The sequence below is a fragment of the Arthrobacter sp. zg-Y1110 genome (assembly GCF_025244865.1).
Lineage (GTDB): Bacteria > Actinomycetota > Actinomycetes > Actinomycetales > Micrococcaceae > Arthrobacter_B.
This window is the reverse complement of sequence record NZ_CP104273.1, coordinates 47,339-60,199: the sequence shown is the minus strand read 5'-3', so window position 1 is coordinate 60,199 and position 12,861 is coordinate 47,339. Positions and strand designations below refer to the sequence as shown.

The 12,861-nt window shown below is 64.0% G+C and carries 13 protein-coding genes; 10 read left to right on the top strand and 3 right to left on the bottom strand.

Features of this window, described 5'->3' with window-relative positions:
• Positions 1–20 precede the first annotated feature (20 nt).
• Positions 21–689 carry an A24 family peptidase gene (locus N2K99_RS16765; RefSeq protein WP_227934450.1) on the bottom strand — a complete coding sequence of 223 codons (669 nt, stop codon included), beginning with the start codon at positions 687–689 and terminating at the stop codon, positions 21–23.
• Between the two features lie 165 nt (positions 690–854).
• On the opposite strand from N2K99_RS16765, the gene N2K99_RS16760 reads away from it, so the two are divergent.
• Positions 855–1,553, top strand: coding sequence for a hypothetical protein (locus tag N2K99_RS16760; protein WP_227934451.1), 699 nt, complete (start codon positions 855–857; stop codon positions 1,551–1,553).
• 53 nt (positions 1,554–1,606) lie between these two features.
• On the opposite strand, the gene N2K99_RS16755 is transcribed toward N2K99_RS16760, so the two are convergent.
• Together N2K99_RS16755 and N2K99_RS16750 are read right to left on the bottom strand one after the other, a co-directional pair.
• A complete protein-coding gene (locus tag N2K99_RS16755; RefSeq protein ID WP_227934452.1) occupies positions 1,607–2,707 on the bottom strand; it encodes a type IV pilus twitching motility protein PilT in 1,101 nt (366 codons plus the stop codon).
• 13 nt (positions 2,708–2,720) lie between these two features.
• Positions 2,721–4,400: a GspE/PulE family protein gene (locus N2K99_RS16750; protein WP_227934453.1), complete on the bottom strand. Its 1,680-nt coding sequence runs from the start codon at positions 4,398–4,400 to the stop codon at positions 2,721–2,723.
• A 161-nt stretch (positions 4,401–4,561) separates the two neighbouring features.
• Between N2K99_RS16750 and pilM the strand changes: the two genes are divergently transcribed.
• From pilM to N2K99_RS16705, 9 genes are all read left to right on the top strand, one after another.
• On the top strand, positions 4,562–5,617 hold the full coding sequence (pilM, locus tag N2K99_RS16745) for a pilus assembly protein PilM (protein WP_227934454.1): 1,056 nt from the start codon (positions 4,562–4,564) through the stop codon (positions 5,615–5,617).
• Positions 5,617–6,447: a hypothetical protein gene (locus N2K99_RS16740; RefSeq protein WP_227934455.1), complete on the top strand. Its 831-nt coding sequence runs from the start codon at positions 5,617–5,619 to the stop codon at positions 6,445–6,447. The genes pilM and N2K99_RS16740 overlap by 1 nt, the downstream gene beginning before the upstream one ends.
• Complete coding sequence (locus N2K99_RS16735) at positions 6,444–7,253, top strand: hypothetical protein (RefSeq protein WP_227934456.1); 810 nt, start codon at positions 6,444–6,446, stop codon at positions 7,251–7,253. Before N2K99_RS16740 ends, N2K99_RS16735 begins: the two co-directional genes overlap by 4 nt.
• A 108-nt stretch (positions 7,254–7,361) precedes the next feature.
• Complete coding sequence (locus N2K99_RS16730) at positions 7,362–7,946, top strand: hypothetical protein (protein WP_227934457.1); 585 nt, start codon at positions 7,362–7,364, stop codon at positions 7,944–7,946.
• Between the two features lie 231 nt (positions 7,947–8,177).
• Complete coding sequence (locus tag N2K99_RS16725; protein WP_257793710.1) at positions 8,178–8,300, top strand: hypothetical protein; 123 nt, start codon at positions 8,178–8,180, stop codon at positions 8,298–8,300.
• Between the two features lie 161 nt (positions 8,301–8,461).
• A complete protein-coding gene (locus N2K99_RS16720; protein WP_227934458.1) occupies positions 8,462–9,724 on the top strand; it encodes a type II secretion system F family protein in 1,263 nt (420 codons plus the stop codon).
• A gap of 118 nt (positions 9,725–9,842) precedes the next feature.
• The gene (locus N2K99_RS16715) at positions 9,843–10,334 is read left to right on the top strand and encodes a prepilin-type N-terminal cleavage/methylation domain-containing protein (protein WP_227934459.1); all 492 of its coding nucleotides are present in this window, start codon (positions 9,843–9,845) and stop codon (positions 10,332–10,334) included.
• Positions 10,335–10,403: 69 nt separating this feature from the next.
• Positions 10,404–10,595, top strand: a complete 192-nt coding sequence (locus N2K99_RS16710) for a hypothetical protein (RefSeq protein ID WP_227934460.1) — start codon at positions 10,404–10,406, stop codon at positions 10,593–10,595.
• Between the two features lie 12 nt (positions 10,596–10,607).
• Positions 10,608–12,857: a hypothetical protein gene (locus N2K99_RS16705; protein WP_227934461.1), complete on the top strand. Its 2,250-nt coding sequence runs from the start codon at positions 10,608–10,610 to the stop codon at positions 12,855–12,857.
• The last annotated feature ends 4 nt before the right edge of the window (positions 12,858–12,861 follow it).

Sequence of the window (12,861 nt, the reverse complement as noted above, 5' to 3'; positions counted from 1 at the left end):
CTTTTGCTGCCCTCGGTGCGTCAGCGGACGAGATCCATCAGCCAGGGAACCAGCGTGTCCGGCATCATCAGCACGGGGATGGCCCCGGCAACCATGAAGGGGCCGAATGCCATCTCCGCCTTCCCTCCGCCCTTGAACAGAAGCGGGAAGCCGACCAGGCCTCCGAGCGCCATGGGCAGCACGAGGGCGCCGTAAGCGGCATCCCACGGTCCCGCCATTCCCAAAGCAAGGCCGAGGACTCCGGCCAGCTTGGCATCTCCCCATCCCATTCCGCCTGAGAAGAAGCACACGAGCCAGTACAGCGTGTAGCAGCCCGCCATGCAGGCCAGTGCGGTTCCCAGTGCGGCCCAGGTGGTTTCCCCTGCGGCCGCGGCCGCCGCGCACGCCAGCAGCAGCAAAGGGTATGCCGGCAGGACGATGGCATCGGGCAGGCGCTTGGTCATCACGTCGATGACGCACAGCATCACCAGGACGGCGCACAGGATGCCGGTGGCCACGGCCAGGACCGAACCCGCGTCTGCGCGCAGCCACCAGGTGAGGAGGCCGACGCCGGCCGCAACGGCGGCAGAGGGCAGCCCGACCTCGAGGTTCATGATTCTGGGCACCCACGGCTCATCGGTGAACGGGGTGATCTCCGCGCCCTCCGGATCCTGGTCAACGTCCGCGGCAGCCGTTGTCTGGCTACTCAATTAGTGCCTCCTGGGTGGTTGGTTCTCGTTGTTGCCGAATTTCTGAACTGGTACAGTAAGAGGCTGGGCCGGACCCCTCTTTTTACAGCTGCTCCGGCCTGCGCCCCGGACGCGATCCGGATGGAACAAGACCGGCACCGCCGGTAGGAAACGAGCCTTGGACATATGAGGAAAAGCCCGGCTGAAGCCCTGGTCGACATCGCCCGCACCAAAGCGGAACAGGGGGAAGGCTGGGATGCCCTCACCGCCCAGCTCAGCGCTGACTCGTATGTCCTCGCCGAGGTGATGGCCACCAACCCCAAGGCACTGCTCGACGTCGGCCCGGCCTGGAACCTGAATCTGGAGTCCGGCAGCCTCAAGGACGCACTGGCCGCCTACCGCGAACGAATCCTGGAATGCGCTGCATCCTGGGAGCTCGCCGTGCCCATGCGCCGGAAGTGGGCGTCCCTGGACGCGATGTCCGATACGACCCTCGAATCCGGCGGAGCTGCTGCATTCGCCGCCGGCCTGCTCAAGGGCAGGGACACCGAGTGGCTGGTCAAGAGCCGCCTGTCCAAAGCCGCCCGCCTGCGCCTGCTGGCCCTTCGCCTGTTCGAGGCCGGCAACACCGAAGGTGCCCTGAACAGTGCGCGCGCCTCCGAGCTGTCCCTGTTTACCCGCCATCACGCCGCCGAATCGCAGATCACTTCGGATCCCTCGCTGGCGATCGTGCGCACTGCCCACATGCTGGCCGAATATGCGACCGCCGACCTGGATGCGGATGCTTCCCCGGCCGAGGTGATGGCCGCCTACCGTGAAGCACTGGACTGGGCAACACTTACCGAAGAGCCCGTGAAGTGGCCGGAGCCCTACTTCGCGGCCTGACCGCCCAGGGACGAGCCCCGCACCGATAACCGGTGCGGGGCTCTTTCGTGTGCTCAACGCCGGCCGGCTGCCTTCTGGCGCATGTAGCTGCCCGGGGTCAGCTCGGCGCGGATGGCTGCGCTCTCGTTCACGATGCCGTCGGCGACCAGGTTCACGAGGGAGACCTCGAAGGGGATGGAGCCGGAGGACTTCACCATGAGCTGGCTGGCAATGCCTTCCAGGTCGTTCTGGCGGATCATGTTGGCGATGGCGGAGTTCATCATCATGACTTCCGCGGCCAGGACTCGTCCTTCCCCGCCCTTCTTCGGCAGCAGCTTCTGGTAGACGGCAGCGCGCAGTGACCGGGACAGCTGGGCCCGGACGTCGGCCACCCGGGATTCGGGCATGGAGTCCAGGATGCGGGTGGGCACGTCGGCGGTGGATTCGGCGTGGATGGTCGTCAGGACCAGGTGCCCGGAGGTGGCGGCCGTAATGGCTGCCATCATGGTTTCCGGGTCGCGCATCTCACCGACGACGATGATGTCCGGCGCCTCACGCATGGCATCCTCAATGCCCAGGGCGAAGGAGTCCACGTCCGGGCCGATCTCGCGCTGGATGATCAGCGATTTGCCGTCCGCGTGCTTGAATTCCACCGGGTTTTCGATCGTGATGATCTTCTTGGAGTAGGCGTTCTTGGCCAGCTTGATCAGCGCCGCCAGGGATGAGGACTTGCCGGAGCCGGTAACCCCGACGAACGGGATGATCCCGGACTCGAGGTGGATGAGGTCCTTCACGCCCGGGGGCAGGCCCAGATCGTCGTAGTCGGGCACTTCGTTGGGGATTGTTCGGAACACTGCCATCGGCTGGCCGCCCGAGACGGCGAAGTGCACACGGAACCGTGACTGCGGAATCGAGTAGGAGAAGTCCAGGCGCTTGTTGGCCATATACCGGGACCATTCGGTCGCGGCAACCATCTGCTTGAACATCGAGACGAGCTGCGGGCCGCTAAAGACATTGGTGATTCCTTCCATGGGCATGATGACGCCGTGCCGGCTGACCCACGGGGGCTTGCCGGCGGCCAGGTGGAGGTCGGAGCCGTGCATGTCCAGGGTCCTGGAGAGCAGTGCATCAATGTATCTGGCGGCCGGCGCCTGCACCGTCGGGGTTTCAGTCAATGGGGGTGTGCTCCTAGTCAATGAGGATGTTGCTGCGGATTTCGGACAGGCTGGTGATCCCGGCTCGTGCCTTGAGCAGGCCGTCTTCCTGGAGGGTGCGCATCCCGTTGCGCCGGGCGGCTTCGCCGATGAGGCGGTTCGGAACGTCTTCTGTGATCAGGTCCCGGATCTCGGCAGGGAAGGTCATCAGTTCGTGGATCGGGGTGCGTCCCTTGTAGCCGCGGCCGGCGCAGACACGGCAGCCGGCAGGGTTGGGGCCGAACCATTCGTTGGCGGCCAGGGATTCGGCGTCGAGTCCGAAGTCGCGGATCAGCTGCTGGGACGGGGCCTCGAGGACCTTGCATTCGCACAGGGTCCTGGGCAGCCGCTGGGCGCAGACCGAACGCATGGTGTCGGCAAGCACGGAGGGCCGGATCCCCATTTCCCTCAGACGCACGACGGCGCCGGGGGCATCGTTGGTGTGCAGGGTCGACAGGACGAGGTGGCCGGTCATGGCGGCGTTGATGGCTGTGTGGGCGACCTCCTCCTTGTTGATTTCACCGACCAGCAGGGCCGAGGCGGCGCTGCGGAGCACGGTCTCCATGGCCCCTTCCCAGGTGAGCTTCTGCCCGGGGTTGATGGAGACCTGGGTGATGCCGGAGGGGAAGTTCATTTCCACAGGGGCTTCAAGGGAGACGATCTTGCGCTGCTCCTTCATGAGCTCGGCAAGGCTGGCGTACAGCAGGGTCGTCTTGCCCGAACCCATGGGGCCCACAGCCAGTGAGATGCCGTTGGGCTGGGCGAGAACCCTGCGCCAGCGCGCCTCGGTGTCGGTGGCGAAGCCGATCTCGGTGAGGTCGCGGACTGTTTCGGCGCCCAGACGCATCGTGATCGACTCGCCCCAGTTGGTCGGCAGGACCGCGACACGGATGTCGTAGTCCCTGCCTTCATAGGTGTGGCGGATGCCGCCGTCCTGGTTGGTCAGCGCAGCGGAGTTCATCTTGGCGCGCGTCTTGATCAGTGACGCAAGGCGGGGAGCGATGGAGCGGGACTGGATGGGCTCGGACACGAGCTTGCCGTCCACGGAGTACCTGACGGAGAGGTGGTGCTCCGCCGGCTCCAGGTGAATATCGGAAGCCCCTACACGCAGGGCGCCTTCGATAATGATGTTCAGCGCGTCGACGATCTCACCGGTGTCCGCAAGCTTGCCGATGCCCTGGTACCTGACGCTGCTGGCTTCCACGGCCTTGGTGGCCAGTTCGCCCTTGCGCCGTGCCTCGGCCGAGGTGGAGTAGTACTTGTGGACGCTGCGGGTGAGTTCATCGCCGGTGGAGTAGACCAGGTTGATGCTCAGGCCTGTCGCGCCGCGCAGCAGCTTGGAAACGTTCAGGTCGGAGGGGTTGCGCACGGCAACCGTTAGTTCGTCGCCTTCCCGGGAGACGGGAATCAGCTGGTGCTCACGGGCGAAGGGGTCCTTGAGCAGTCCGATGACCTCTTCGGGGATTTCCAGGTCCGTGCCCAGGGGGTAGTAGGTCCATCCGCGGCTGTAGGCGAAAGCTTCGCTGGCCTGTGCCGTGGTGATCATCTGCGTATCCACCAGGTGCCGCAGGACCGTCTTGCCGGCGATGGAAGCCTGTGCCTCCGCGCCGTCCCAGGCTTCCTGGCTGAGGATCCCTCTGGAAATGAAGAAGGTGGAAAGGCGCAATGAGGACATCGGGTGTCTGTTCCTGACTGAAGGGGCGGCGGGGGCTACCTCTTCACATGCGTAGACACGCCCGCTCGGCACCTCGAACCAGGCAGTGGAGTGCGCTGCGGGAATCTACGCATGTCCTTGGCAGAACACACCCACGTCCACACGAAAGAGGGGCACATTCCTTGGCCGACAGCGTCATCGGTATCGACTTCGGGTCATCGGGCATCAAGCTCGCTGAAGTCAGAACCGTCAAAGGAACCTCCACGGTCATCAAGCAGGCCTACATGCCCCTTGAGCCGGGCCAGATCATCGACGGCGCCCCGGATCCGAAGGCGGCTGCCACTATCGCAGCGGACCTGAAGTCCTTCCTGGCGACGGAGAAGTTCACCACCCGCGACGCGGTCATGGGGCTGAATTCGGTGGACGACATCTTCGTGAACCGGGCCAGCGCCCCCTGGCATGCGCCCAAGGATTTCCACGCCGCGATTGCCTTCGACATCATCGACAATCCGTCGCTGCTGCTGGGCGCCCCCGAGGACGTGATCCTTGATGCGGTGGTCTTCGATGAGTTCACCGACCCGGCCACCGAAAAGCGCCGGCTGGACGTACTGCTGTGCGGTGTGACCTCCAAGCTGGTGAACACCCAGGTGGAGATCCTGCAGAAGGCGGGGCTGAACCCTTCCGGTGCCGACCTTTCCGGTCTTGCCGCCCTGCGCGCACTGACCCGGATCGAACGCCCCGCGGACAACCTGGACGTCATTGTCGACGTCGGCCGCGACGCACTCTCGGTGCTGATCCACGACAACGGCAAGCCGTACTCCCTCACGCTCCAGACCGGTGCCGCCGGCGAGGCAGCCAGCAGCACCATCGCCGCCGCCCTCCAGGACGAGGATGTTGAGCGGATCAGCCGGGAAAAGGTTGTCTTCTCCCGTGACTACCGGGTCCGCCAGGCGGTTGACGACTACTGCTTCACGGCCACCGGCGCCATCCGCGGCGCCATCCAGTCCTACCTTGACCTGCGCAAGTCCCCGGCGTCCCTGGCCGGCATCACGCTCATCGGCGGCGGCGCTCTGCTGCACGGCCTGCGTGAAGCGGTGCAGGATTCGCTGGCCATCAGCACGGTCATCGGAAAGTTCGACCCCTCTATCCAGGGGGACCCCGAACGGTATTACCTCGGTCCGGTGCTCAGCGCCGATTACACGGTCGCAGTCGGCCTGGCGATGGGAGCAACAGCCTGATGGCACCTGCACAGAAGACCCCGAAAGATCCGAAGCCGCCCAAGGCCCCTAAAGCTCCGAAGGCAGTGAAGCCGCCGAAGACACCTGCGGCTCCGAAGCCGGACAAGGCTGCAGCAGCTGTCATCTGGCCGGAGAGTACCCGCCCGTCGCTGACGTTCCTGCCGGAGAAGATCCGCGGTGCACGCTCACGCCGGCGCGCTGCCCAGAAGGCATCCCTGCTCGCAGCCGGAATGCTGGGCGTGGCTGTTGTCGCCTACATTTCCGTTGCCGCCGGCACCGCCGGTGCGAAAGCGGATCTGAATGAAGCAAACCAGGTCACGGCCGAGCACAAGCAGTACCTGCAGGAACATGCCGCCTTCCAGGACTACTACGACGGTTTCATCAAGCAGAAGAGCGCCGTCGCCGGAATCCTCGAGGATGACATGGCGTACTCCAAGGTCGTCGACGCCCTGAACGACGCCAACACGGTCAACGCCGTGTTCACCACCATCACCAAGTCGGAATCGCTGGAAGGATGCCCGAGCGGAGACCTGTTCTCCCCGTCGGTCGCAGTGGGCTGCCTGGAAATCAGCGGTAACCTGCCCTCGATCAGCGACGTCGGAGTCCTTGCATCATCCCTTGGCTCCTCCAAGGAATTCCTGACCGACCCCTACGTGACCGAGTCCGCTGCAGGGGACGGGAATGCTTCCTTCAAGCTCTCCATCGGCTACACGGATAAGGCATTCAGCTTCAAGGGCGAGAAGTTCCGCCCGACAGACGAGGAGCTCGCCTCCATCAGCCAGGTGCCTGCCCCGGCAGCCGCCGAAATCACCGAGGAGCCGGCACAGTGAAAACCCCGTCCCGCCACATTGCCCCGTACGTCGTCGCCGCAGCAGTTGCTGCGTTCCTGATCTTCCTGGCCTACGTGATGTTCTTCGTGCCGAAGCTGAACGAAACCAAGGCGCTGGAGGACCAGACCGCAACGGTTGCCGCATCCAATGAGGTGCTGGCAGCGAAGAGGGCCATCATCAAGGAAAATGCTGAGAACATCGGCAGCCTCGAGGACCGGGTCGACGAGTTCAACGCCGCCTTCCCTCCGGGATCCTCACAGAAGGAGCTGGTGGCAGCGGTAACCAAGGCGGCTTCGGACTCCGGAGTCACCCTGACCACGCTCAACCCGGCGATTCCTTCCGTCGCAATGATCGCCGAAGAGGTGCCTGCTGAAGATGCCGGCACTGTGGAGACCGGCGAGGCCGATGTGGACGCCGCCCTTGAATCCGTTCAGACGGACGATGGATCCGCGCCGGTTGAGGAGGAGGGCCTCCAGGATTCCTCCGTGGCCATGGTTGCCCTGACGATCAACGCCCAGGGTCGCCAGGAAGCGCTCCGCACGTTCATGCAGAAGCTCGAAAAGCTCGACCGCCCGGTCATGGTGAAGACTTTCTCCTTTGAAGGTGAAGGAGACAAGGTGAACCTGAGCATCACTTCCGAGTCGTTCTTCGTTGCACCGCTTGCCAACCCTGAAAAGGCTGAGGAATCCGGTAAGGAGGAGGCTGCCGAGGGCGCCGCCGATACGGATCAGGCAGACGCGGAAGGCGCTGAGGGTGCGGCGGCCGAGGCCGTGGAAACCGGTGACGGAGATGCTGCGGGCCAGTAGCCCTACACCATAAAGCCGCAATAAGGTACACGTCAGTTTGCTTTATGTCATTTCTCTCACGTAGCTTGTCAATCAACAACAACGATTTGACAAGCGAAGGATCATGAAATGAAGAACGCAACGAAGTACCTGGGAACGATCGTCCTCTCCGCCGGCCTGCTGCTCGGTGCAACAGGCTGCGGAGATGACTCGGCCAAGGAAGATACCGCTGCAGCTGCCGCGGATGAAGCCAAGCTGACCTCTGCCAACGCAGTGGACACCATCGAGAAGTTCTTCGAGGCCACCACTACGGATGAGATCGCTGCTGCTTTCCCGGACAACGCCGACCAGAAGCTCTTCGCTGATGCGGTTCAGCTCACCGATCCTGAAGCCAAGGCCGGTGACATTGCCGGCGCCATGGCCGACTTCGCACTGGTGAAGGTTTTCGAGCCCGAGGCAAAGCTGTCGATTTCGGTTGATGAGTCCAAGGTCGTCATCAAGGACCGCACGGCTACTGTTCCCGTTGAGGCCATTTCCGTGAAGTCCGGCGACAAGGCCGTGGAGAACTCCGCTGCACTGGCTGATGAGGTCAACGACCTGGTCTTCCGCGACGGCTCCTGGCTCATCGCGTTCCCGCAGGCTCCGGAGGCTGAGGCTTCTGCAACTGCTTCCCCGTCAGCATCAGCCGAAGCTACTGCCGACTCCAAGAAGTAGTTCATAACCAGCCTTTCACCGTTTTCCCTGACACCTTCTATGTGTGCGGACGGGGTGCTGTTCCTCACCGTTTCCGGTACTCCCGGAAGCTGGTGGAATGCCCTGTTCATCACTCCTTCTATGTGTGCGGACAGGGACGGAAAAGTCACCGGATCCTTCGCAAAAATCTGACCTTCCATCCCTGCCCGCCACCAGCGGAAAACCACCCCGAAAGGACGGACCGACGCCGCCATGAAAGCAGCCCGGACCACTGAAACACCCCTTGCCCGACGTCCGGCCTCACTGGCCGTGAAGATCACATCCTTCACCCTGGCAGCTGCCCTTCTCGGCACCTCGCTGATGGGCCTGCTCTAGCCGGTCCAGGACACAAGCGGCTCCGCCACCACGGCGGGGCCGCTTTTGCATGTCCGGAACAGTCCGCGGTGAATACAGCCCCGTCGTCTACGCATGTCCCTCCCTAGATAACTGCCCGGCGGGAAGCGCTCCCGTCGGTTGCCAAGCACCAGGGAGCTTCATTGACCACCACAGCCGAGGCGCCGGGAAAGCCCAAGAACACCGAGTATTTCTACCGCGTGAAGCTCGCCGGCGGAAAGACCGAAACGGGCAAGGCGTCCTACCCCTCACGGGCCGCACTGATCGCCAAGCTCACCAGGATGGAGGGCTACGAGTCGATCATGGAGGTCCGTGAGTCCGGGCTTCCGACCGTCGGCAGCAAAGCCCGGCCGAAGCAGCGCTCCCTCGTGGCCGCCTCCCGCCAGCTCTCCCTCTGCCTTGAAGTGGGCATGGACGACCGCGCCTCCATTGATGCGGTGGCCGGCGGCGGCGAAATCGAGGACCCGGTCCTGTCCTACGGACTGGCGCAGGTCTCGAAGGAAATGGGCGCCGAGGGCATGAAGATGTCCGAAGCCATGGCCCGGTACCCGTACATCTTCCCGCAGCTCATGACCGAGACCCTGCACGCCGGCGAAGAAGGCGGCTTCGTCGCCAAGGCTGCAGCCCAGGCAGCCGATGACCTCGAGGCAGCCGATGACCAGCGCGCCAAGCTGAAAAAGGCCATGACCTACCCGATGGTGATCCTGGCGCTCAGTGCCGCGATCTTCGTGTTCATGATGATGTACGTCGTCCCCAAGTTCGGTGGTCTTTACGATGAGCTCTCCGGCGGCACCGCGGAGCTGCCCAAGCTAACCCAGATTGTCATGGCAGCCTCGGACCAGATGATCTGGGCGGTCCCGACCGTAGCCATCGTCGGCGTCATCACAGCCTTCTGGTACCGGCGCAACTCCCAGGAGCAGAAAGTCCGCGAATTCGTGGACCCGCTGAAGTTCAAGCTGCCCATCTTCGGCACCCTCTTCCGCAAGATCGCCCTGGCCCGGTTCTGCAGCGTCCTTGCCTCCCTGACCGAAAACAAGGTCCACGAGATCCAGGCGCTGACGATCACCGCCGGTTCCGTGGGCAATGTGGCCATGGAGAAGGCAATCCTGGATGCCCGCGACGGCAAGCTGCGCGGCGAATCCATCGTCGAGCCCCTGTCCAAGGAACCGCTGTTCCCGAAGCTGCTCATCCAGTTCATGGCCATCGCCGAGGAAACCGGCGGCATGGCCAAGTCCCTGCGCGCCGTCGGCCGGCTCTACGAGCGTGACGCCGAAGCCACCACGAACAACATGGAAGCCCTCATCCAGCCGATCTTCCTCATCGGGATCGCCGCCATGGTCCTGGTCATTGCACTGGCCGTCTACCTTCCGTACTTCTCCATGGGCGACATCGTCTCCCCGTACTAGCGCCGCGGGAGCGGCCGCCCGAAATCTACGCATGTAGGCAGGTGCGGGCAGTTACAGCCAGGCGGTCCGCGGATCACAATCCCAGCCAAGGCTCACTTCTCGAAAGAGGTCGCTCCCGTTGACTAGCTCCACCCTGACCCTAGATCCGCACAAGCTGCGGGCCCGCGCCTTCGGCCGCAAGGACAAAAACCGTGAGGCCAACGCTGACGGCGGCTTCTCGCTGATCGAAATCATGGCTGCCATGGCGATCATCGCCATCCTGGCCCTGGCCATCCTGCCGCAGTTCAGCAAGTTCTTCGAGCGCGCAGCCGTTCAGAACCTGGCCGGCGAGGTTTCCAACGCCGCCCTGCTCGTGGAGTCCGACTACTCCCTGACCGGCAAGGCCACCTACAAGTCCGCCGGCGTCACCAAGTCGGTTGCTGATTCCAAGCACAGCACCGACACGACCCTGGTCGGCTCCCTGCTGACCGAGGCCGGCACTCCGGTCGCTTCGGCCACGGCCAACGGCTACGGCTACCAGATCGTCGGCACCAACCCCGGTGTCACCAACTACACGGTCACCTACAAGTCCACGGGTGCCACCCCGGGCCTTGTGATCGCACCGAAGTAGCCACCAGGGGGAGGCGGTCCAGGCCGCCTCCCCTTCACCGGTCCCATTCCAAAAGAGAGCCACCGCCTGATGCCAGCTGGAACATCCACCCCCGCCGATCTGAACGCCGTCGTGGCCGGAACGGGCATCGCTCTGCTGAAGACCCTGCCCTCACGCAGTTTCGTCCAGGACCGCAGCGCCGCCGGCTGGGGCGACTTCGTACGGTTCGCCTCCAGCGAGGCAACACTGTTCACCCCCGTCAGCTCCCAGCCAAACGAATAGAAGGCGGAATCCGTGAAGAGGTTCAAGGATCGTTTCCAGAAGAAGGACAGGGGCTCGGTGCTGCTCGAAGCCATCGTGTCCCTGGGGATCATCTCTGTGCTGACCCTCGGATACACCGCCACTGCCACCAGTGCGACCATCACCCAGCGCACCGCAGTCAACGACTCCATCGCCACCCAGGTCACCCAGGACGTCTTCGAGACGGCCAGGTCCACCCCGTGGTCCAAGATCGGCACCAAGACCAAACCTGATGACGGCATGCTCCCCTCCGGTGCTACGGCCATCTACGAACCCTCCGACGCGCTGGCAACCACCGGAACCAAGACCCTGCGCGGCCTGAAAGTCACGGTGAAGACCGCCGTCGCCTGGCAGGACAAGCCGGGCGGCACGTCCGCCTTCGGGACCAAGACGCTCATTGTGGACGTCTCATGGCGGGACAACGAGCTGGATGCGGATTCCGCGCACAGCCGCCGGGAAAGCACGATCATCACACCGGGCATCGGCGAGGCAGCACCCTCGAAGGTCCGCTCAGCCAATGAGGCTGCGGTCCTGGACCCGCCTGCAGTGCCAGCCCTCACCGGATCCATCGTCTACGAAGGCCCCAAGGCCCAGGCTTCCTGGAACACTGTCCCCGGCGCCGACGCGTACTCCATCCAGTACCGCATCAACGGCGGCGGCTGGGTCACCAAGAACTATTCCGGATCCCTGAAAACCGCACTGATCGACGGCGAGTACGGCGACGTGGTCGACATGAAGATCAAGTCCTCCGGCCCCACGGGAGAGTCCTACTACAGCCCCGTAGTCACAGTCACCCTCCCGGTGCCCCCTGCCATGCCCGTGATTACCGGCACGGTCAAGAACACCCTGGACGCCGAATTCAGCTGGCCCGCAGTCCCCACCGCCACCTCCTACTGGACGGAAAAGCGCATCAACGGCGGCGCCTGGACAATCGTCAACGCCGCACAGACCGGCCGCACCCTGACGGTTACCGCCACCGCCGGCGACAAAGTCGAGGCGCGCGTCAAAGCGAACCTCTACTCGATCAGCGGACCCTACTCGGCAATCTCCACCGTCACAGTCGAAGAACTGCCGGCCGTGCCTGTGGTTACCGGCAGCGCCGATGATGACGCCTCCGCAACCTTCACCTGGCCGGCCGCCGCACGCGCCACCGGATACCGGGTGGAAAAGCAGATCAACTCCGGCGCATGGACGGTAGTGAGCGAGAAGACCACCAGCAGGACCGCCACCGTAACCGGAACAGGCGGCAACGCACTGAAGCTGCGGGTACAGTCCGTCGGCGCCGCCGGCAGCTCCGCCTACTCGGCCACCGCGGTCGTCACTCTGCCAAACCGTCCTGCCACCCCCGTCGTTACCGGGAAGCTGAATCCGGAAACGGAGTCCGTGGACTTCACCTGGCCTTCAGTGAACTTCGCCTCCAGCTACCGGATCGAGTACAAATACGGCACCGGCGCCTGGCAGGTCCTGAGTACCGCCTCCAAGGGGAACTCGGCCAACGTTGCCGCCAAGGGAAATGCCCTGGTGACGGTCCGCGTGCGGGCAGACAACGGTGCAGCTTCATCCGACTGGAGCGAGAACGAAGCCGTCGCAGCCCCCACCACCCCGATCGGCTGGAAGTACGAACTCATGAACGGCGCCAAGATCCTCGGTGAGCCCACCGGAGGGGAGATCTCCAGCGTCAAGGGAGGCAAATACCGTATCTACGCCAAGGGAGCCATCCTCTGGCACCCCTCCTACGGTGCCTACGCATCCGTGAACGGGCCCATCCGTGACAAGTACCTGGCCATGGGCGGGCACACAGGAGGGCTCGGCTACCCGCTTGGGGATGCAGTCGCCGGTCTCAAGGACGGCGGCAGCAGCCAGAAGTTCGAGGGCGCCAGCATCGTCTACTCACCGGCAACAGGAGCCTATGCAGTGTTTGCCGGAATGGGCAGCAAATGGGCCGATACCGGCTGGGAAAACGGACAGCTGGGCTACCCGACCACCGATGAGGTGTACGGGATGAAGGACGGCTGGGCATACCAGAACTACCAGGGCGGCGCGATCCTCTGGAACCCGAAGACCGGAACCGCATACGCCAGCGTCGGAGCAATCCGGGCCGCATGGGCAGCGCAGGACTTCGAACGGGGCCCGATGGGCTACCCGCAGTCCGACGAGTACTGGATCGGCAACGTTATCCGCCAGAACTACCAGGGCGGCTACTACACATGGACAGAAAAGGGCGGAGTGGTGACACACCGATGAGGAC

Excerpts from the sequence above, each read along its gene's own strand:
- N2K99_RS16750 (WP_227934453.1), bottom strand. The coding sequence starts at position 4,400 with ATGTCCTCATTGCGCCTTTCCACCTTCTTCATTTCCAGAGGGATCCTC.
- N2K99_RS16760 (WP_227934451.1), top strand. The coding sequence starts at position 855 with ATGAGGAAAAGCCCGGCTGAAGCCCTGGTCGACATCGCCCGCACCAAA.
- N2K99_RS16740 (WP_227934455.1), top strand. The coding sequence starts at position 5,617 with ATGGCACCTGCACAGAAGACCCCGAAAGATCCGAAGCCGCCCAAGGCC.
- N2K99_RS16730 (WP_227934457.1), top strand. The coding sequence starts at position 7,362 with ATGAAGAACGCAACGAAGTACCTGGGAACGATCGTCCTCTCCGCCGGC.
- N2K99_RS16725 (WP_257793710.1), top strand. The coding sequence starts at position 8,178 with ATGAAAGCAGCCCGGACCACTGAAACACCCCTTGCCCGACGTCCGGCC.
- N2K99_RS16710 (WP_227934460.1), top strand. The coding sequence starts at position 10,404 with ATGCCAGCTGGAACATCCACCCCCGCCGATCTGAACGCCGTCGTGGCC.